Source organism: Pseudonocardia sp. UM4_GMWB1 (assembly GCF_017312155.1).
Lineage (GTDB): Bacteria > Actinomycetota > Actinomycetes > Mycobacteriales > Pseudonocardiaceae > Pseudonocardia > Pseudonocardia alni.
The window spans coordinates 1,594,422-1,613,927 of sequence record NZ_QJPN01000001.1 but is presented as its reverse complement, the minus strand read 5'-3'; the positions used below and the strand labels follow the sequence as shown (position 1 = coordinate 1,613,927).

At 74.6% G+C, this 19,506-nt stretch carries 17 protein-coding genes and 1 tRNA gene; 8 read left to right on the top strand and 10 right to left on the bottom strand.

The features are described from left to right. Nucleotides 1-69: 69 nt before the first annotated feature. Both lysA and argS read right to left on the bottom strand, forming a co-directional pair. A complete protein-coding gene (gene lysA / locus DMP15_RS07835; RefSeq protein ID WP_161152493.1) occupies nt 70-1,518 on the bottom strand; it encodes a diaminopimelate decarboxylase in 1,449 nt (482 codons plus the stop codon). Between the two features lies 1 nt (nt 1,519). Further along, entirely contained in the window at nt 1,520-3,169 is a 1,650-nt protein-coding gene (gene argS / locus DMP15_RS07830) for an arginine--tRNA ligase (RefSeq protein ID WP_161152492.1), read from the bottom strand. Between the two features lie 74 nt (nt 3,170-3,243). On the opposite strand from argS, the gene DMP15_RS07825 reads away from it, so the two are divergent. The 5 genes from DMP15_RS07825 (at nt 3,244) to DMP15_RS07805 (ending at nt 8,100) form a co-directional block, all read left to right on the top strand. Continuing rightward, the gene (locus DMP15_RS07825) at nt 3,244-5,382 is read left to right on the top strand and encodes a hypothetical protein (protein ID WP_161152491.1); all 2,139 of its coding nucleotides are present in this window, start codon (nt 3,244-3,246) and stop codon (nt 5,380-5,382) included. A gap of 56 nt (nt 5,383-5,438) precedes the next feature. Beyond that, nucleotides 5,439-6,269 (top strand): DUF3105 domain-containing protein, encoded by an 831-nt coding sequence (locus DMP15_RS07820; RefSeq protein WP_073578525.1) that lies wholly within the window; start codon nt 5,439-5,441, stop codon nt 6,267-6,269. A 7-nt stretch (nt 6,270-6,276) separates the two neighbouring features. Next, nucleotides 6,277-6,951, top strand: a complete 675-nt coding sequence (locus DMP15_RS07815; RefSeq protein ID WP_073578526.1) for a DUF305 domain-containing protein — start codon at nt 6,277-6,279, stop codon at nt 6,949-6,951. A 106-nt stretch (nt 6,952-7,057) separates the two neighbouring features. Continuing rightward, nucleotides 7,058-7,945, top strand: coding sequence for an alpha/beta fold hydrolase (locus DMP15_RS07810; RefSeq protein ID WP_073578527.1), 888 nt, complete (start codon nt 7,058-7,060; stop codon nt 7,943-7,945). A gap of 80 nt (nt 7,946-8,025) precedes the next feature. Further along, nucleotides 8,026-8,100 (top strand) — tRNA-Arg (locus DMP15_RS07805). A gap of 418 nt (nt 8,101-8,518) precedes the next feature. Here the strand turns inward: DMP15_RS07805 and DMP15_RS07800 are convergent. The 4 genes from DMP15_RS07800 to DMP15_RS07785 all read right to left on the bottom strand — a co-directional run bounded on the left by DMP15_RS07800 (nt 8,519) and on the right by DMP15_RS07785 (nt 10,747). Beyond that, nucleotides 8,519-9,148, bottom strand: a complete 630-nt coding sequence (locus tag DMP15_RS07800) for a hypothetical protein (protein ID WP_073578528.1) — start codon at nt 9,146-9,148, stop codon at nt 8,519-8,521. 30 nt (nt 9,149-9,178) lie between these two features. Further along, nucleotides 9,179-9,520: a transcriptional regulator gene (locus tag DMP15_RS07795; protein ID WP_073578529.1), complete on the bottom strand. Its 342-nt coding sequence runs from the start codon at nt 9,518-9,520 to the stop codon at nt 9,179-9,181. Nucleotides 9,521-9,609: 89 nt separating this feature from the next. Then, nucleotides 9,610-10,089: a DinB family protein gene (locus DMP15_RS07790; protein ID WP_073578530.1), complete on the bottom strand. Its 480-nt coding sequence runs from the start codon at nt 10,087-10,089 to the stop codon at nt 9,610-9,612. A 1-nt stretch (nt 10,090) separates the two neighbouring features. After that, the gene (locus DMP15_RS07785; protein ID WP_434094312.1) at nt 10,091-10,747 is read right to left on the bottom strand and encodes an SAM-dependent methyltransferase; all 657 of its coding nucleotides are present in this window, start codon (nt 10,745-10,747) and stop codon (nt 10,091-10,093) included. Nucleotides 10,748-10,872: 125 nt separating this feature from the next. Between DMP15_RS07785 and DMP15_RS07780 the strand changes: the two genes are divergently transcribed. Next, nucleotides 10,873-11,469 (top strand): helix-turn-helix domain-containing protein, encoded by a 597-nt coding sequence (locus tag DMP15_RS07780; protein WP_073578531.1) that lies wholly within the window; start codon nt 10,873-10,875, stop codon nt 11,467-11,469. Nucleotides 11,470-11,620: 151 nt separating this feature from the next. Here the strand turns inward: DMP15_RS07780 and DMP15_RS07775 are convergent, their stop codons facing one another. From DMP15_RS07775 to DMP15_RS07765, 3 genes are all read right to left on the bottom strand, one after another. Continuing rightward, on the bottom strand, nt 11,621-12,055 hold the full coding sequence (locus tag DMP15_RS07775; protein ID WP_161152489.1) for a VOC family protein: 435 nt from the start codon (nt 12,053-12,055) through the stop codon (nt 11,621-11,623). Beyond that, complete coding sequence (gene rph / locus DMP15_RS07770) at nt 12,052-14,694, bottom strand: rifamycin-inactivating phosphotransferase (protein WP_337825583.1); 2,643 nt, start codon at nt 14,692-14,694, stop codon at nt 12,052-12,054. Before rph ends, DMP15_RS07775 begins: the two co-directional genes overlap by 4 nt. A gap of 209 nt (nt 14,695-14,903) precedes the next feature. After that, a complete protein-coding gene (locus DMP15_RS07765; RefSeq protein WP_161152487.1) occupies nt 14,904-16,073 on the bottom strand; it encodes a lipase family protein in 1,170 nt (389 codons plus the stop codon). 229 nt (nt 16,074-16,302) lie between these two features. Between DMP15_RS07765 and DMP15_RS07760 the strand changes: the two genes are divergently transcribed. Continuing rightward, a complete protein-coding gene (locus tag DMP15_RS07760) occupies nt 16,303-17,319 on the top strand; it encodes an alpha/beta hydrolase (RefSeq protein WP_304580233.1) in 1,017 nt (338 codons plus the stop codon). A gap of 81 nt (nt 17,320-17,400) precedes the next feature. On the opposite strand, the gene DMP15_RS07755 is transcribed toward DMP15_RS07760, so the two are convergent. Then, a complete protein-coding gene (locus tag DMP15_RS07755) occupies nt 17,401-18,207 on the bottom strand; it encodes a DUF2382 domain-containing protein (RefSeq protein WP_073578535.1) in 807 nt (268 codons plus the stop codon). Between the two features lie 296 nt (nt 18,208-18,503). Here DMP15_RS07755 and DMP15_RS07750 point away from each other — a divergent pair, with 296 nt between their 5' ends. Then, a complete protein-coding gene (locus DMP15_RS07750; protein WP_100878624.1) occupies nt 18,504-19,436 on the top strand; it encodes a hypothetical protein in 933 nt (310 codons plus the stop codon). Nucleotides 19,437-19,506 lie beyond the last annotated feature (70 nt).

Genomic DNA, 19,506 nt, shown 5'->3' with positions numbered 1-19,506 from the left:
GCGCGCGCCGATCATTCCTGGTCGGACGGGTGCGGACAGGTCCGGGTGGCGGTTCTCACCCGGGTGCGCTCACACCTCGAATCGGAACTGGTCCTCCAGTGTCTCGCGACGCAACAGGGTCCGGTCGACCCCGTCACGGACCGCGACGACAGCAGGTCGCGGCAGCCGGTTGTACCCCGACGCCATGGCGTAGCAGTAGGCCCCCGTCGCCGCGACGGCCAGCAGGTCGCCCGGCGCGAGATCGGCCGGCAGCCAACAGTCGCGCACCACGATGTCACCCGACTCGCAGTGCTTGCCGACCACCCGGGACAGCACGGGGACGTCCCCGCCGGGGACCGAGTCGTGCCCGCTGGCGCGGGACACCAGCCGTACGTCGTACTCGGCGTCGTAGAGGGACGTGCGGATGTTGTCGCTCATCCCGCCGTCGACGCTGACGTAGCGCCGGGAGTACCCGCCGAGCGGGACGTCCTTGACGGTGCCGACCTCGTAGACGGTGACTGTGCCCGGCCCGGCGATGGCCCGGCCCGGCTCGACGGCGATCGCCGGCACGTCCAGCCCGGAGGCGGCGCACTCGCGCGTGACGATCGCGCGCAGCTCCTCGGCCAGCGCCGGCATCGACAGCGGGGTGTCCCCCGGCCGGTAGGCGATGCCGATGCCGCCGCCGAGGTCCAGGGTGCGCAGCGCGGTCAGGTTCTCGCCGCCGTGCTCGGCGTGCAGGTCGGCGAGAACCTTCACCACGCGCCGGGCGGCCGCCTCGAAGCCCTCGGTCTCGAAGATCTGCGAGCCGATGTGGCTGTGCAGCCCGACCAGGCTCAGATGACTCGCGGCGAGCACACGGCGGGCGGCCTCCAGCGCCGCCGAGTCCTTCGTGTCGGCCCCGGCGATGGAGAACCCGAACTTCTGGTCCTCGTGCGCGGTGGCGATGTACTCGTGAGTGTGGGCCTCGACACCGACGGTGAGCCGGATCAGCACCGGCGCGACGGTGTCCCGTGCGGCGGCGACGTCGGCGAGCCGGGCGATCTCGTCGAAGGAGTCGACGACGATCCCGCCGACCCCCGCCTCGACCGCGGCCTCCAGCTCGGCGAGGGACTTGTTGTTGCCGTGCAGCGCGATCCGCTCGGGCGGGAACTCCGCGCGCAGCGCCACGGCCAGCTCGCCGCCGGAGCACACGTCCAGCGACAGGCCCTCCTGCGCGACCCAGCGGGCGATCTCGGTACACAGGAACGCCTTCGCCGCGTAGTGCACGGCCTCGGCCCCGAACGCGGCGGCGAACTCGCTGCAGCGGCCGCGGAAGTCGTCCTCGTCGAGCACGAACAGCGGGGTGCCGTGGGCCGCGGCGAGGTCGCGGACGTCGGCCCCGGCCAGGCGCAGCGCGCCGTCGGCGCCGCGGGCGGCGTGTCGAGGCCAGACCGCGGGCGCCAGCTCGTCGAGCGCCGCGGCGCTCTCCGGGCGGGGCCCGGCCGACTCGGGCGCGGGGGTGAGGCCCGCGTGCATCGGGCCTGCGGGGTGTGCCCTCATGTCACATCCGTTCCGGGGCGTCGACGCCGAGCAGCGCCAGGCCGTTGGCGAGCACCGTGCGGGCGGCGACGCAGAGCGCGAGGCGCGCGCGGTGCAGGTCGGACACCTCCTCGTCCCCCTGGGGCAGGACGCGGCAGGAGTCGTAGAACTTGTGGTAGGCGCCGGCGAGCGACTCCAGGTAGCGGGCGACCCGGTGCGGCTCGCGCAGCTCGGCGGCGGTGCGCACGACGTCGCCGAACTCGCCGAGGGTGCGGATCAGGTCGCCCTCACGGGCATGGGACAGCAGGCCGTAGTCCTCGCCGGGGGTGATGCCGAGGTCGGCGGCGTTGCGGGCCAGCGAGGACAGCCGGGCGTGCGCGTACTGGACGTAGAACACCGGGTTCTCGCTGGTCCGGCTGGCCAGCAGGTCCAGGTCGATGTCCAGGCCCGAGTCCACCGAGGACCGCACGAGCGAGTACCGGGCGGCGTCGACGCCGACGGCCCCGACCAGGTCGTCCATCGTCACGACGGTGCCGGCGCGCTTGCTCATCCGGACCGGGGTGCCGTCCTTGACCAGGTTGACCAGCTGCCCGATCAGGACCTCGACCACGGCCGGGTCGTCGCCGAACGCGGCCGCGGCGGCCTTGAGCCGGGCGACGTAGCCGTGGTGGTCGGCGCCGAGCATGTAGATGCACAGGTCGAACCCGCGGGCCCGCTTGTCGCGCAGGTAGGCGATGTCGCCGGCGATGTAGGCGGGGCGGCCGTCGGACTTGATGACGACGCGGTCCTTGTCGTCGCCGTGGTCGGTCGAGCGCAGCCACCAGGCGCCGTCGGCCTCGTAGAGCGAGCCCTTCTCCTTGAGCGCGGCGACGGCGGTCTCCACCGCACCCGAGTCGTGCAGCGACTGCTCGTGGAACCACACGTCGAACTCGACGCGGAACTCCCCCAGCTTCTGCTTGATCTCGGCGAACATGTAGCCGACGCCGATCCGGCGGAACGCCTCGTCCCGCTGCTGGTCGGGCAGGTCGAGGATGCCGGGCTCGGCCGCGACGACCCGCTGGGCGATCTCGGCGATGTAGTCCCCGCCGTAGCCGTTCTCCGGGGCGGGCTCGCCCTGCGCGGCCGCGACCAGGGAGCCGACGAACCGGTCGATCTGGGCGCCGGCGTCGTTGAAGTAGTACTCGCGGGTGACCTTCGCGCCGCGCGCGGACAGCACCCGGCCCAGCGCGTCACCGACCGCGGCCCACCGGGTGCCGCCCAGGTGCAGCGGGCCGGTCGGGTTGGCGGAGACGAACTCGAGGTTCACGTTGCGCCCGGCCAGCTCGTCACCGGTGCCGTAGCCCGCGCCCGCGGCGAGGACCTCCCCGACGATCGCGCCCTGGGCGTCGGCGGCCAGGCGCAGGTTGATGAACCCGGGCCCGGCGATCTCGGCGCTGGCGACGCCGTCGCGGGTCGCCAGCTCCTCGGCCAGCCAGGTCGCGAGCTCGCGCGGGTTCACGCCGGCCTTCTTGGCGGTCCGCAGCGCGACGTTGGTCGCGTAGTCGCCGTGGTCGGGGTTGCGGGGACGCTCGACACCCGCATCGGACGGCAGGGCGGAGACGTCCAGGTCGCGTCGGAGCAGCACGTCCCGCGCGACGTCACGGACCAGGTCGGCGAGCACGTCGGGATTCACCACCCGGATTCTACGGAGGGACCCCCGGCACCCTCATGCAGGTATCCGCACCCCGACCGGCGACGATGCGGGGCGTGACGCCCCCCTCCACCGACCGGAGTACCCGCGCGCCCGTCGTCTCCGGGGCGGCGGCGCTGCTGCTCGGGGCGGGGTTCGTCGCGGTGTCGGTGGCCTACAACCGCGGGAGCCTGGTCCCGCCGCTCGACGACGTCTACATCCACCTGCAGTACGCGCGGCAGCTCGGCGACGGCGAGCCGCTGCGCTACCAGCCGGGTGCGGAGATCACGACGGGCGCGTCGAGCCTGCTCTGGATGGTCCTGCTCGGCGCCGCGCACGCGGTCGGGTTCGACGGCCGGTGGCTGCTCGCCGTCGCCGTCGCGGGCGGGGTCGTCGGCGTCGCCCTCGCCGCGGCGTTCACCTCGGCCGCCGCGACCCGGCTGGGCGGGCGTGCCGCGGGATGGTGGGCGGGACTGCTCACCGCGCTGTGCGGGCCGCTGTTGTGGGGCGGGGCCAGCGGCATGGAGGTCGGCCTGCTCGCGGCCCTGGTCACCGGCACCCTGCTGTCCTACCTGCGCGAACGTCCCCGTTTCCGGTGGACGCCGGTGGTCGCGGCGCTGCTGGCCCTCACCCGTCCCGAGGGCTTCCTGGTCGCCGCCGCGTTCACCGCCGCGATGGCGTGGACGCTGCTGCGGTCCTGCCCCGGGACGCCCCCAGGGGAACTGTCGTGGCTTAGGTGGCAACGAGGGTTCCCCTCGGGGCGCGCGGCGGCGCGGGGGCTGCTCGTCGCGGCGCCGGTGGTGGTGTTCGCGGCGCAGCTGCTGCTGTTCCGGGTGCTCACCGGGAGCTCCCAGGCCAACGGGGTGCTCGCGAAGTCGTGGCTGCACACCGGGTTCCTGCACCAGCCGCTGGAGATCGCCGACCACGTGCAGCGCAACGTCGCGGCGCTGCTCGCCTCGCTGGCCGGGCTGTCCGGGCAGGACGTGCTGGCGCCGCTCGCGCTCGTCGTCGCGGTACTGGGGGTCGCCGCGCTCGCCGCGCGCCGGGAGCGGACCCTCGCGGTCGCGCTCGGCGGCGGGCTGGTGCTGGTGGTGGCGGCCGTCGCCACCCTGACGACGGCGATGTGGCAGGACCTGCGCTACCTGCAGCCGTTCCTGCCGCTGCTGCTCCTACTCGTGGTGCTGGGCGCCGGTCTCGTGCCGCACCGGGCGGCGCGCGGCGGGCTGCTCGCAGTGGTGCTGCTGTTCACCGTCGCCGCGACGCCCGCCTGGGCGCTGCGGCTGGGCCAGCAGGCCTCGGCGATGCGCGAGGGGCCGGTGAGCGTCGCGCAGTGGATCGCCGGGAACGTGCCGCCGGGCGACGTCGTCGCCGTCAACGACGTCGGCGCCGCGGCATGGTTCGGCGGTCACCGCACCGTCGACCTGGTCGGCCTGACCACGAACGGGATGGCCGCGCCGGCACTGAACGGGCCCGGGACGCTCTACGAGGCGCTGCGCGCGCTGCCGCCGGACGAGCGGCCGCAGTGGTTCGCGGTGTTCGACCGGTGGGGCGGGGTCCCCGTCGCCGACCTCGGCCGCGCCGGACTGCTCGGCACCGAGCCGGTCATCACCTTCGGGCTCGCCGGGCCCGCCCGGCCGATCTCGGCGTCCGCACCGCAGACCTGCCAGATCGACCGCAGCTGCGACCGGGTGAGCATCTGGCGCGCGGACTGGTCCGCCGCGGACTCCACGCAGGCACCGGACGCACCCGTGCCCGGCCGGATCGTGGACCACCTGAACGTCGGGGACACCGCCGACGAGGCCGCGCACGGCTGGACGACCGACCCGCCGGTGCTCGGCGTGCAGCCGGACTCGGTGCTGGACCGGTCCGTCGTCGCGCCGGGACGGCTCGTCGCCGACAGCGGCCGGCACGTCGTCGGCGGCGAGAGCTTCACCCTCGGCGGCACCGTCCCCGGCCGGCCGGTCACCCTGACCGGGCGGATCGGCGCCGGTCCCGCGCTGCCCGGCGAGCGGACCCGGGTGGTCGCCGTCGACGTCGACGGCCGCCCCGCCGGGGAGTGGACGCTGCCGGACGCGCAGCCGTGGGCGCAGGCGTCGTTCACGGTGCCCGGAGAGCTGGTGACCGGTGACCGCGTCACGGTGACCACCCGTCCGGTCGCACCGCTGCTCGCGCCCTACCCCGACTACCGCTCCTACGGGTGGTGGGCGAGCCGCTGACGGCGCCTTCCTAGACTCGGGCGAACCCGCCCGCCGACCACGAACAGGACTCCCCCATGGCCAGCGGCAAGTCCGGCAAGAAGCGACCGTCGATGCCGACCTCGGTCGGCCGGCGCCAGTTCCCCTGGGGCATGGTCGCCGCGATCACCGTGCTGGTGCTGCTCGCGGGGGCGTTCATCGTCTACCCGCTGGTGCAGCGCAACCAGAACCGGGCCTGGGAGCCCACCGACGACAACCGCAACCCGGCGCTCGCGATCCCCGGCATCGTCAGCCAGGACTACCCGGGTCTGCAGCACGTGCTCGGCTTCCAGCGGGTCGCCTACACCCACAGCCCGCCCTTCGGCGGCGCGCACGACGGCTTCTGGGCCGCGTGCAACGGCGTGGTCTACCCGAACCCGGTGCGCTCGGAGAACCTCGTGCACTCCCTGGAGCACGGCGCCGTGTGGATCGCCTACAACCCCGACACCCTCGACGAGGCGGGCAAGGCCGCACTGTCCCAGCGGGTCGAGGGGCAGCCGTACACGGTGATGTCGCCCTACCCGGGCCTCGACGCCCCGATCTCGCTGCAGTCCTGGGGCAACCAGCTGAAGGTCCAGACCGCCGACGACGAGCGGATCGACCAGTTCATCCGCGCGCTGCGGCTCAACCGCTTCACCCACCCCGAGGTCGGCGCCTCCTGCGACGCCCTCGGCGCGCAGGGCTTCGACCAGGACAACCCGCCGGCCTTCCAGCCGATCCCGGAGCAGTCCGCCGTCGACGGGCAGACGATCCTCCCCGAGAACCAGGGCGCCACCCCCGGCGGCGCCCCGGCGCCCGACCCCACCGTCCCCGGGCAGTCCGCACCCGGGCAGCAGGCCCCGGCGCCCGCACCGGCCCCCGGGCAGTGACGTCGCGATGACGACCCCGGCCGAGGAGACCCCACTCTGGCGGAACCCGATCACGATCACGCTCGGCGTGATCGCGCTGGTCGCGGTGCTCGTCGCCGGGTTCGCGGTACGCGGCGCGTTCGGCCCGTTCGTGCCCGAGCCGGGCTCGGTCGACGTCGGGTTCGCCCAGGACATGACCGTGCACCACCGTCAGGCCGTCGAGATGGCGTCCTGGGAGCGCGACCGCGCCACCGACCCGCGGGTGCGGCAGCTGGCGTTCGACATCGAGACCACCCAGAACCAGCAGGTCGGCCGGATGCAGGGCTGGCTCGGCCTGTGGGACGCGCCGAGCCTGCCCGGCGGCGGCCACATGGCCTGGATGGACGACCCCGCGCACGCCGGCATGTCCGGCATGTCCGGGACCTCCGGCGGCGTCGCGACGATGCCGGGCATGGCGAGCACCGCCGACCTCGCCCGGCTGCGGGCCACCCCGCCCGGCACCGCGCTGGACGTCGAGTTCCTCCAGCTCATGCTGCGCCACCACCAGGGCGGCGTGTCGATGCTGGAGTACGGGCGCGACCACGCCGACACCGCCGAGGTCCGCAACCTCGCCGGACAGATGCTCTTCTCGCAGAACTCCGAGGCGGACCTGATGCGCGGGCTGCTCGCCGAGCGGGGCGCGGCCCCGCTGCCCCTGGGCTGACCGCCCCGGGTGCCGGGGCTGGACGACCGGCACCGCGGAGCGCTCTGATAAGGGCTGCCGCGGACGCCGGCGCCACCCCGTGGCCATCCGCAGCCGAGGAGGCCCTGTGAGCAGCACCGCGACCGTCGACGTCCCCCACCTGGGCGGATCCCGGATCGGGTACCGGTCCGGTAGGCCGCACGACCCGTCGCTCCCGACCGTCGTCATGGTCAACTCCTTCACCACGACCGTCGACCTCTACCGCCCCCAGTTCGAGGACACGACCCTCTCGGGCGCGGCGAACCTGCTCGCCCTGGAGCCCTACGGGCACGGCGCGACGAGGTCGACCTACCCGCACTTCACCTATTGGGACAGCGCCCTGGCGAACCTGCAGGCCATGGACGCGCTCGGCGTCGACCGGGCCTTCGTGCTCGGCACCTCGCAGGGCGGCTGGGTCGCCGCCCGGATGGCGCTGCTCGCCCCGGACCGGATCCAGGGCATCCTCCCGCTCGGCACCTCGATGGACTTCGAGAGCCCGGCCAGTCGCGAGCGGGGCTGCTGGGACGGCATCGAGTTCTGCACGCCGTCGGTCGACGCGCTGGCCGCCCCGGTCGACGACGACTGGGTGGTACCGGAGGAGTTCGTCGACGCCGTCCTGGGCGCGGGGCTCGGCGAGGGGATCGACGACGAGTTCCGCGCGTTCTGGCGGCGGACCTACCGCGAGACCTACACCGGCGACGACGGTCGCCACCGCCTGCGCGTCTGCACGGTCAACCTGCGGGACCGCGACGGCCTGCACGGCAGGCTCGACGAGGTCCGCTGCCCGGTGCTGTGGCTGCACGGGACCGACGACACGGTCTATTCCGTCGCCAACGCGGAGGACGGCATCGGGCGCTTCACCCGTGCCCCGCACGCCGAGCTCGAGATCGTGCAGGGCGGGCAGCACTTCCTGAGCGCCTCGAACCCGGAGGAGGTCGACGCCGCGGCCCTGGCTTTCGTGACGCGGTGGGCGTGAACGGGGCCCGGCGACGGGCATGATCGGCACCCCCGCGCGGGTGGCCCGGGTGCGATGCGCTATCTTTCTCCCATCGCACGGCCCCCGTAGCTCAGGGGATAGAGCACCGCCCTCCGGAGGCGGGAGCGCAGGTTCGAATCCTGCCGGGGGCACCACGAGTACCCACAGCGAAGATCGGCCCCTCACCTGCTGACGCAGGGCGAGGGGCCTGTCTCGTTCTCTCCGGGTGTCACCGGCCATGGGTGGCCGTCGGCGACTGGTCCAGCCGAGTTCGTGTGCGGAGTTCCGGGTCGCGCAGAGCAGCCCTCGCGAACGTTCCGGAGCCGCCGCCGGGCTCGGCCTCGTTCCCACGGACGACGCTACCGCAGAGAGCCGTCCCCGCCGGGTCGAACCACGCAGGCGAGCCCGGACGCCAGTGCGCCGGCTGCTCGCCGAACGAAGCACACGACCGGCGGACGAACCGTCCCCGGTGTGTGAGCGGCTCGGCGGGACCACGCCCCTTGTACGACACCCACTGGTCGACCACACGCGACGTCCGTGGGCGCCGAGAGCGTCGGGCGACGCCGCAAGCCCTCACCGGCTCGTGTCGTCAGCGGCGATGGCACTGTCGATGACCCTCCTCGAAACGGGGTGGATCTCCAGCGCGAACGTCTCCGTCATCCCGCCACGGAGCGTGGTGACCGTCATCTCTGCGATATGGAGCGGGTTGTCGCAGATACTCAGACGGGCCGTGCTCACCTCAGGGAACTGCCCGGACTCTTCCCGTATCGGACCGGCAAGGATGTCCTCGAGAGTGCTACGCAGTTCATCCGGTACTCGTTCGATTGCGCGGGACGCGGAGATCTCCACCTCGATCGTCGCGTTCTCGGTGGACGTGAACCGTTCGGGCTCTGCCCCGTACAGGAGAGTCAGGAAAGCCAACGACCCGAGGACCGGTCGAGGCATGTCGAGTGTCACCCACTCGTCGCTGTCTGCGGCACGGGTGTGAAGCGCACCGTGACGGACGATCGTCTCCGCGCGGCTCCCGGTGTCGGCGCCGTCGAGATCGGGCATCTCGAAACGGGTGCGCGAGTGGGTCACACCGTCACGTGGGCTGACGTAGGCGTTGTCGGTCGTCCGGATGCCCGCGACGGCATGGACGAACGAAGCCTCCACGGCTTCCGCGGAGAGGGTCGCATGCAGTGCGTCGTCGAGGGTGGGCATCGTGCCTCCTTGTCCTGGCGGGGTGACGGCCTATGAGGGCGTGCGACCGCGAGTGAGATGGTCGAGCCATGCAGCGTGTTGTCGATAGGCGGTTCGGCCCTGCTGCGTCAGGGTCAGCACTGTCACCGAACGCTGACGGTGGCCCACCCGTTCGGCATGCTTCACCTGATCGATGTATCCAGCATCAGCCAGCACGCGCACGTTCTTCGACAGATGCGAGTCGGTGATGCCCAACTCCGCCTGCACCTCTGCGAACTTCAGCGTGTCAGCGGCGGCGAGAATGGCGCAGACCTGCAACCGGATCGGTGAGTGGACGACCTCGTCGAACACTCCCCGTTCGACGGGCGAACCCGAGCCGGCAGCACTTGCCATAATGGCAAGTCTAGAGATCGCTTGCCAGTGCGGCAAGTAGTGGGCCGATCGAGATCTCCGTGCGGGGGCCGCTCAGCGGGTCCGGGGCCTCAGCGCCCGGTGCGCCCGTCAATGCGTTCGCGGAGGATGTCGGCGTGCCCGGCGTGGCGCCCGGTCTCCTCGATCATGTGCACCAGCAGCCAGCGCCGCGACGGGGCCGACCTCCGTCCCGCGGGCACCGGCGCCGCCCGGTCCAGGTCGGACCAGGTGTCGACGACGGCGTCGGCCCGGACGGTGGCCTCCCGGTAGGCCGCCACGACGTCCTCGGCGGTGTCCTCCGCCCGCGGCCGGAAGGTCGCGGGCCAGTCCCGGACGGCCTCACCGAGGAAGTAGTGACGCTCGACGTGCGTCAGGTGCGCGACCAGGCCGAGCAGGCTGGTCCCCGAGGGGACGCCGGGCTCACGGGCGGCGGCGTCCGGGACGCCGAGGGCCTTGGCCGCGACCGCGCCGCGGAGGTGGCCCAGGAACCCGGTCAGGACGCTCTTCTCGTCCGCGGCGTCGGACGGGAGGGCGGTGTCGCGGCGGGGCACGTCAGCTCCGGTGGGTGGCGGCGGCGCCGGCGCGGCGCAGGACCAGGACGGTGTCGACGACCGTGGCGGTGCGGCCGTCGGGGCCGGTCGCGAGGCGCCGGGGCTCGTCGGCGCGCTCGACGGCCCATCCGTCGGGATCGAGGCCGAGCCCGGCGGCGATCTCGGCGGCGGTGGGGTGGCGGGCGTCCGGGTCCTGGTTCCACGACCACGGGGCGACGGACCCGTGGTCGACGACGAGGAGCAGCCCGCCCGGTCGCAGTGCGCGCGCGGCGGTCCGCAGCACCGCGTCGCGGTCCAGCGTGAACGGGGTGTGCAGGTACTGGGCGGAGACCAGGTCGAACGCCCCGGCCGGGAACGTCGTCGCGAGGTCGTGGCGCTCGGCGCGGACCTGCGGCGCGAGCCCCTCGGCGCGGCCGCGACGCGCGAGCCCGTCCACGGCGGCGGCGGAGATGTCCACGGCCGTGACGTGCCAGCCCCGCCGGGCCAGCCAGATCGTGTCGCCCCCGGCACCGCATCCGAGGTCCAGGGCCGTGCCCGGTGTCAGCGGGCCGGCGACCTCGGCGAGCAGGGGGTTGGCGCGGACCTCTCCCCCACCGCGGCGGCGGTACAGCTCGTCCCAGAACGTCTCGGGGTCGGACGCGGTCGGCATGGGCTCCATCGGTGGTTCCTCCGGGAGGTGTCGGTCTGCGGGCGTCATCGACGTCGCCGACGTCGGGACCTCCGTAGCATCGACACCCGCCGTCCCAGGTTGCAAGAAATCTTGCCGATCGGCAATCTGACGGGGTGGACGACACCGGACACGACGTGCTCGCCGGGGTGGGCCCGAGGTTGCGGGACCTGCGCCGTCGCCGCGGCGCCACCCTCGACCAGCTCGCGGCGGAGACCGCCCTGACCGCGAGCACCCTGTCCCGGCTGGAGACCGGGAAGCTGCGGCCGACGCTGGAGCAGCTGCTGCCGCTGGCCCGGGCGCACGGGGTCCCGCTCGACGACCTCGTGCAGGCACCGCCGACCGGTGACCCCCGCATCCACCTGCGCCCGGTGCGCCACCGCGGGCTGGTGTTCGTCCCGCTGACCCGTCGCGGCGGCGGGGTCCAGGCCTTCAAGGTGGTCTACCCGCCGGCCGCCGCGTCGCCGACGACCGCCCTGCAGACCCACGAGGGCTACGAGTGGTTCTACGTCCTCGACGGCCGGGTGCGGCTGGTCCTCGACGACACCGAGCACCTCCTCGGCCCCGGCGAGGTGGTCGAGTTCGACACCGGCACACCGCACTGGATCGGCAGCGCCGACCACCGGCCCGCCGAGACACTCGCGCTGTTCAGCCTGCAGGGGGAACACGCCCACCTCGGCCGGGGTGCGACCGGTGCCGGACACCACGGCTGAGGGGTCGCCGTCGGTGCGACCGGTTCGGCGACCACCGTGATGGCGCCGATCGGCACCGGTCAGCGGCGTCGCGGACCGTGGCGAGGCCCTCCCCGTCGAGCGGTGCCCCGGTGCGCCGGGCCCGGACCCCCGGGGCTGAGGAGGCCCGCGGTCAGCCGCCCTCCTGGGCCAGCGCGACGAGGATCCCGCCCGGCCCGCGCAGGTAGGCCAGGGTGTGCGCGCCGAACGTCACGACGTCGCCGACCGGCTCGGCACCGTGGCCACGCAGCCGCTCCACGGTCTCCGCCAGGTCGGTGACGGCGAACATGACCCGCCGGATGCCGAGCACGTTCACCGCGGCGCCCGGGTCCCCCACCGGCGACGACGGCGACCCGAACCGCATCAGCTCCAGCCGGCCGTAGCCGTCGGGCGTCCGCACGACGGCCATGTCGCACCGCACGCCGTCGAGCCCGACGAGCCGGTCGACGTCCGGGCCGGACACCGTCGCCCGGCCCTCCACCGCCAGCCCGAGGGCCGCGAAGAACGCGACCGCCGCATCGAGGTCGTCGACGACGACGCCGACGTTGTCCATCCGCAGGACCGTCATGGTGTCCTCCCGTCCGTGGTGTGCGTGTCCCGGGGACGGAGCCGGTCCCCGGTTCTCGACACGTCCCGGTCGAGGATCTCGACCAGCCCGCTCCCGCCGTCCACCCGGACCTGCTGGCCGTCCCGGATCAGCCGGGTCGCGCCCTCCACCCCGACCACGGCGGGCAGGCCGTACTCGCGGGCGACGACGGCGCCGTGGGTCATCCGCCCACCGACCTCGGTGACCAGCCCCGCGATCGTGACGAACGCCGGCGTCCAGCTGGGGTCGGTGTAGGCGGTGACCAGCACGTCCCCGGGTTCGAGTGCGGCGCCGGACAGGTCGGCGACGACGCGGGCGCGGCCCTCGACCGTCCCGGCCGACACCGCGAGCCCGGCGAGCGCTCCGGGCGGCACGTCGTCGCGGTGGTAGGAGCCCTGCAGGCACTCACCGTCCGAGGTCAGCACCCGCGGCGGGGTCAGCGCCTCGTACGCGGCGAACTCCGCCCGCCGGGCACACACCAGCGCGAGGTCGGCGTGCCCGGTGCGCGAGACCTGCTCCAGCTCGTCGAACCGCAGGTAGTAGGCGTCGGTGCGGTCGTCGAGCACGCGTGCGGCGACGAGCCGGTCGGCCTCGGCGAGCAGCGCAGCCCGGTAGACCGCGTAGCGCGAGACCATGCCGAACTTGGGGAACTCGCGGTAGCCGATGAAGGTCCGCAACCGCTCGATCATCAGCGCCGTCTCCGCGGCGCGGGCCTCCCCGTCGACCCCGGCGCGCAGCCGGGCCAGCAGGTCGTCGCGGGTCGCCTCGGCCTCCCGACGGCCGTGGGCGAACCGGCGGCGCCCGGCGCCGGGCTCCTCACCGTCGACGTGGCCGAGGATCAGCGGCACGAGCGCGGCCGGGCGCTCGTGCCACCGCGGCCTGCTGATGTCGATCTCACCGACGCAGCGGGCCCCGTAGGCGTCGAGCCAGGCGACGATCGCGTCGCGGGCCACCGTGCCGCCCTCGACCGACCCCAGCGCGTCGAGCACGTCGTCCCCGGCCCCGCGCAGCAGCGCCACCGCCGCCGGGTGCGGGCGGACAGCGTCGGCGACGTCGAGCAGCGCGAGCCCCATCTGCGAGGTCACGTTGTCGGGCACCGACCGGGTCAGCACGTCCGACGGCCGCTCCCCCAGCCACTCGCCGACGTGCTCGTCGATCCAGTACGCCGCGTCCATCGCCGTCATGAACACCCGGGTGCTGCGCGGGTCGCTCAGCCGCGCCCGCAGCTCGGGGATGTCCTCGCGGATCGCGACGAACAGCTCCGGTCCGACGCGGCCGTGGATCCTGCGCGCCGCGTCGGCCACCGACGCCCGTCCCTCGGCGACCAGCTCGGCGACCAGCGCGGGGTCCGGGTCCAGCGGCTCGGTGGTCGGCGCGCCGTGCACCGGGGCGGGCGTCGCCGGGTCCTCGCCGAGCGGGACCGCGCCGCGGTCGAGCACAGTGCGCAACGCGTCGGTCATCAGCGGGTCCGACCGGCCCATCACCGCGAGCAGGCCGTCGCGACCGGAGGGGGTGCCCAGCGCGGCGGTGACGTCGACGAACAGCCGCCCGCCGGCCTCGGCCATCGGGCGCGGCGTCGTCATCTGCCAGAACGACAGCCCGAGCGGGCGCATCGCGTCGGTCATCATCTGCTGGTAGCCGACCGACAGGTAGACGTGGAGGCGGTCGTCGCCGGTGTCGGGGACCGGGAACAGCGTGGTGATCGGGCGGCTCTGGACGACCTGGAACCGGCCGCCGGACAGGCACCACTCGATGTCCTGGGGGCTCCCCAGCCCGGCCTCGACCGTCCGGCCGAGCCGGACCAGCTCCCGTACCCGGTCCTCGGTGAGCAGGGGCGGGCCGTCCGGGTCGAGCCGCTCGGTGCGGGTGCCGCCGCCCGGCGCCGGCTGCACCGCGACCGTCCGCGGTGCGATCCGCGTGTCGACGACGGTGTCGGCGCGGACCGTCCACGCGTCCGCGGCGACCAGGCCGGACACCAGCGCCTCGCCCAGCCCGGGCACCGCCTCGACGACGGTCACGGTCCGGTCGGAGGTCACCGGGTCGGCGGTGAACAGCACCCCGGACACATCCGGGACGACCATCTCCTGGATCACCACCGCCATCGCGACGGCGCGGTGGTCGAGGCCGCGCCGCCGGCGGTAGGCCACGGCGCGGTCGGTGAACAGCGACGCCCAGCAGTCCCGCACCCGGTCGAGCACGGCGTCGGCGCCCACCACGTTCAGATACGAGTCCTGCTGCCCGGCGAACGACGCCGTCGGCAGGTCCTCGGCGGTCGCGCTGGAGCGCACCGCCCACGCCGTCCCGGCCGGGGCCCGGCCGACCGCCGCGGTGACCGCCGCCGCGACGTCGTCGGGGACCGGCCGGGACGCCACCAGCCCGCGGATCTCGGCGGCGACCACTGCGTTCCCGTCGGCGTCATCGGCGGGCAGACCGGCCAGGCGGTCCAGCAACGCGTCGAACCCGGGCGCACCGGTGACGGCGGCCCGGTAGACCTCCGTCGTCACGCACCAGCCGCCCGGGACGGCGACCCCCGCCGTCCGGGTCAGCTCCCCCAGGTGCGCGGCCTTCCCCCCGACGACGGCGAGCCGGTCCCGGCCGACCTCGCCCAACTGCAGCAGCACGTCGTGCACTCCCGCCCCCGTGTCACCACGACGCCGCAGGTCACGGCGCCGGGCGCAGAGTCTGACGCGGTCCCGGGGTCTTGCCGCAAGTCCCCCGTTGCGTTATACGTTGACCATGGCGGGAGGGCGACGCGCCCGCCTCACATCCCGGCGGGTGGGCGCCCGGGTCCGGTCCGTGGTGGACGGTCACACCGTCCCGTACGGACCCGTCAGTCGCAGGTCGACGTGACCGGCAGGTCGGCGAAGCGGGCCTGCAGGAACGCCAGCGCGCGGGCCTGACCGTCGGGGTACCCGCCGACGTGCCCGGGGACGGGCGACGGCCGGAACTCGACGTCGGCACCGCGGGCGCACCAGCGCTCGGCGAGCTCCCTGCCCTGGTCGAACGGCACGATGTCGTCGGCGACGCTGTGCACGATCAGCACCGGCGCCTCGGGGGTGCGGCGTCCGATCAGCTGCTCGTCGACCCTGCTCGCGAAGGGCTCCTCGTCGAGGAAGGCGGAGATCGGCCGCCCGTCGGCGGACAGCTGCTCGGAGCGCAGGCCGGGGTAGCGCAGCACGGAGTCCTGGGTGCACTGCTCGCGCAGCTCGGCGATCACCTGACGGCCGCGGTCGTTGAGCAGATCCGGCACCCCCAGATCCGGGTAGGCGGCGTCGAACCCGGAGACGGCGTAGCCGAGCAGCGCGACGGCGGCGCCGCCCTCCAGGGCTCGGCCGGTCGCGGCCAGGTCCGCGGGCGGCGCGCCCGCGTAGGCGCCGACGATGTCCAGCTCGGGGGCGTAGTCGGGGGCCAGCTCGACCGCGGCGGCCGAGGCACCGCCGCCCTGGGAGTAGCCGTAGAGCGCGGTCGGGGCGTCCTCCGGCACGCCGACGCCGGCCCGCTGGGCCGCGCGCACGACGTCCAGCAGGGCGTGCGCCTGCGCGGCCCGGTTGACGTAGGTGTGCTCGCCGGGGGTGCCCAGACCCTCGTAGTCGGTGACGGCCACGGTGTTGCCCGCGGCCAGCAGCGCGGTGAGGGCCGGTGCCTCGTACTCGGTGCCCGCCTGCAGCTGGCGCGACGGCGCGCACCGGTCGGCGAGGCCCTGGGTCCCCGCGGCGAAGCCGACGACCCGGGTGGGCCCCGGCGCCGGGACGAGCGGGGTGAGGACGATCCCGCTCACCGTGACCGGCCGGTCGTCGGTGTCGAGGCTGCGGTAGAGGATCCGGGTCGCGGTCGCGGCGGGCACCGTCGGCGTGAGGACCCGCTCCGCGGACACGACGTCGCCCGGCGCCCCGTCGGGCTCCGGTCCGTCCGGCGAGGCCAGTGCCTGCGGCACCGCGACCACCGCCGCGACGACCGCCACCACCCCCGCCACGACCGTCGCACGCAGCCTCGTCCTCATGCCCGTCCCCCTCCGCAGATGATCTCCACCGAGCTGAACGAGCGGCCACCCCGCCGGGAACGGGGACCGAGGTTGCGAAACGGCCGCGACGGCGCGCGGCCCGGTGATCCGTGCCGCGTACAGCGGCAGCGAACGGCACCCGGTGCCACTATCGACACAGGAGATCGGGTATACGCGGGAGGTCACCGTGGATCATCGGGTACGTGTCGCACGAGGAGCTCTGCGCGGTGTGCTGGCCCTGCCGACGCCGGTGAAGCGGGCGATCGCCGGTCCGCCCGTCCGTCGCGACGGCCAGCAGCTCGACCTCGACATCCAGCTCCTGCTCCGGCTGCTCACCCCGCGCCGGCCGCAGCCCGTCCCGCCGCCGGAGCAGATGCGGGCGGGCCAGTCGTTCGTCGACCGCGTCGTCGCCGGGCCCGAGGAGCCGGGGGTGCGCCGCGAGGACCGCACGGTCCCCGGTGCAGTCGCCGACCTGCGGGCGCGGCTGTACGTGCCGCCGCCGGGACCCGACGTCGCCGACGGCGCACTGCTCGTCTACGTGCACGGCGGCGGTTTCGTCGCCGGTGACCTGGACACCCACGACGAACTGTGCGCGACGCTGGCCGCCGAGTCCGGCGCCCGGGTGCTGTCGGTCGACTACCGGCTGGCGCCCGAGCACCCGTTCCCGGCCGCCGTCGACGACTGTCTGGCCGCGTTCGCGCACGTCACGGCGCACCCGGAGGAGTTCGGGGCGGCCCCGGGCCGGATCGCGGTCGGCGGGGACTCCGCCGGGGCGAGCCTGGCGCTGACGGTGGCCCGCGAGACCAGCCGCGACGGCGCCGCCCCGGCCGGGCGTCCGGTGTTCTGCCTGGCGTTCTTCCCGGTCACCGAGCTCGACGGGCACACCCGCTCACGCGAGCTGTTCGGCGACGGCTTCCTGCTCACCGGCGAGGCGATCGAGGCGATGGCCGGCTGGTACGTGCCCGAGACGATGCGCGACGACCCGCGGCTGCGGATCGCCGAGGGCGACCTGTCCGGGATGCCGCCCGCCTACGTCGCGACCGCCGGGTTCGACCCGCTGCGCGACGAGGGCGAGCACCTGGTCACCCGCATGCGGGAGGCGGGCGTGCCGGCGACGCTGCGCCGTCACCCCGACCTCGTGCACGGCTTCGCGACCTCGCTCGGGATCGGGGTGCGCCCGAGGCAGGCCGTCGCCGAGGCCGCCGGCGCGCTACGGACGGCGTTCGCGCTGCTCGGCGCGACCTGACCGGCCCCCCGACATGGGCCCGGCGCGTCACCGGGCCCGAGGTGCGGGCTCCGGTGACGCGCCGGTGGCGCGGTGCGTCGCTCAGCTGCGGCGCTCGTCGCGGGGCAGGGCGTGCTGCGGGTCGTCGACCTCGACGCGCTCCTTGCGCACGGTGTCGGAGACCTTCTCGTCCTCGGTGACGGTGCGGGTGCCGAGGCGCACCTTCTCCACGGCCTCGGTGGTCTTGTCGACGACCGGGCGCTCGCGGTGCAGGGTCACCTCGTGCTCGGCCTCGCCCATGGCGCCCGGGCGGGCCTCGGCCTCGGTGCCGTCGACCGGCTCGCGCTCGAGGCGGACCTCCTCGTGCGACACCGGGACGGTGACGGTCTGGTCCTCGGTCACGACGTACTTGCGCAGCGCGACGCGCCCGGTCTCCTCGGTCTCGGTGCCGACGCGCAGGTTCTCCTCGTGGCGGACCATCGCGTCGTCGCCGGTACGGGCGGTGCGGTCGGTGCTGTCGGTGCGGTCGGTGCGGTCGCGGTCGGTGCGCTCACCGGTGGCGTGGCGGGCGTCGGTGCGGCCGTTGCCGTTACCGTGCCCGATGCCGTAGTGGCGGTAGAGCTCGTCCTCCTCCGACCCGGTCAGGCGCTCGTCGGAGCGGCCCACGTGCGGGCAGTCCTTGACTGCCTTCTTCTCCACGCCCAGCGCGACGTCGCGGTCGTGCACGTCGGCGTTCTGCAGCGGCACGAAGCTCTCCTTGGTACCGAACAGCCCGGTGTTGACCGTGGCCCAGGTCGGGTCACCGCTGCGCTCGTCCAGGTAGATCTGGCCGATCTTGCCGACCTTCTCGCCGTGGTTGTCGACGACCTGACGACCGATGAGCTCCCGGGTCATGTCCTTCGTGATCATGCTGCTGTCGTCCGTGGCTCGGTACGAATGCTGTCGAACACCGGTGGGGTCGACCCGGAACCGCCCCGGCATGCGGCGGACGCCGCGTTCCCCGTCGTCCGTGTGACCGCCGTCATCCACCCGGCCCCACGGGATCGCTTGTGCGACAACGCTGGGTGTAGCGCGTTCCCGTCGCGGGCGACCCCGGACGGCATGTTTGGGACAGTCTGTTCTGGACTTGATCTAGGACGTTCCCGACGACGGGGACGGATCATCCCGCCACCGGGTCCCCGGGACCGGCGTGGAATCGTGGTGACGTGCTCGCCGGGACCGCACTGCTCCCGCTCGGGTCGGCCGTCACCGTCACCGCCGTCGCGGGCACGGCCGCGCTCACCCTCGTACTGCTCGTGCGCCACTGGGCCCGCCGGCGGCCCGCGGTGCGGGCGGCCGCGCTGCCGGCCGTGGTCGCGCTCGTCGTGCTCGCCCTCGCGGTGGGGACGAACGCCTGGTTCGGCTTCTACCCGACGCCCGCCTCGCTGGCCGCCGGACCGGACCGCGGCGGGCTGCCCGCGCCACCCGCCCCGCCGGTCACCGGCCCCGGCAGGGACACCGTGCTGACCGTCGACGGCGTCGACGTGCCCGCGCACCTGCCGCCCGGCTACGACGAGCACCTCGCCCACCCCGTCCTGGTGTGGACCGGGTCCGGGGACGGATCGGCCGCGGTCGACGCCGCCGTCGACGCCGCGGTCACCGCGGGCCGGATGCCGGCCGTGGTGGTGCTGTGGACCGACCGGGTGCCGGTGTCCCGGCTGCGCGTCGCCGCCGTCGCGGCCGGCTCGCCGGTGCTGCGGACCGACCGGGCCGCGTGGGCCCTCGCCGGTCCGCCCGAGGGCCCCGGGTGCCCGCTGGGCCGGGCGCTCGCCGAGCGCGCCGACGTCGCGACGGCGGCCGGGCCGCCCGGCGGCGACGGCTGCCCCGCCCCCGCGTCCGGTTCGCCCGATCCGTTGGACCTGGTCGTCGTGCGCACCGCGGCGACGCAGGATGACCCGGTGCCGGGCGCGCCACCGCCGGGCCCGGCGCTAGCGTCGGGGTCGGTGACCGCGGCGCCCGGGACACCGGCGGCCGACGTCGTCGCCGCGGAGCTGGACGCGCTCGGCACCCGGCTGCCGGGTCCGGTGGCCCGCTCGGGCGTCGCCGGTGGTCCGCCACCGGCGACGGGATCGACAGGAGGAACGCGTGACGGGCTCTGAGGGCTCCGGCCCGCCCGGGACCACCGGGGACGAGCACCGGGACGAGCACGGGGACGTCCGCACGCGCGGA

What these genes read in the sequence shown, in the direction of transcription:
- DMP15_RS07795 (WP_073578529.1), bottom strand. Translation starts at nt 9,520, where the DNA reads ATGGCAAGTGCTGCCGGCTCGGGTTCGCCCGTCGAACGGGGAGTGTTC.
- lysA (WP_161152493.1), bottom strand. Translation starts at nt 1,518, where the DNA reads ATGAGGGCACACCCCGCAGGCCCGATGCACGCGGGCCTCACCCCCGCG.
- DMP15_RS07815 (WP_073578526.1), top strand. Translation starts at nt 6,277, where the DNA reads ATGACGACCCCGGCCGAGGAGACCCCACTCTGGCGGAACCCGATCACG.
- DMP15_RS07785 (WP_434094312.1), bottom strand. Translation starts at nt 10,747, where the DNA reads ATGGAGCCCATGCCGACCGCGTCCGACCCCGAGACGTTCTGGGACGAG.
- DMP15_RS07755 (WP_073578535.1), bottom strand. Translation starts at nt 18,207, where the DNA reads ATGATCACGAAGGACATGACCCGGGAGCTCATCGGTCGTCAGGTCGTC.
- DMP15_RS07800 (WP_073578528.1), bottom strand. Translation starts at nt 9,148, where the DNA reads ATGCCCACCCTCGACGACGCACTGCATGCGACCCTCTCCGCGGAAGCC.
- DMP15_RS07775 (WP_161152489.1), bottom strand. Translation starts at nt 12,055, where the DNA reads ATGACGGTCCTGCGGATGGACAACGTCGGCGTCGTCGTCGACGACCTC.
- DMP15_RS07820 (WP_073578525.1), top strand. Translation starts at nt 5,439, where the DNA reads ATGGCCAGCGGCAAGTCCGGCAAGAAGCGACCGTCGATGCCGACCTCG.
- DMP15_RS07765 (WP_161152487.1), bottom strand. Translation starts at nt 16,073, where the DNA reads ATGAGGACGAGGCTGCGTGCGACGGTCGTGGCGGGGGTGGTGGCGGTC.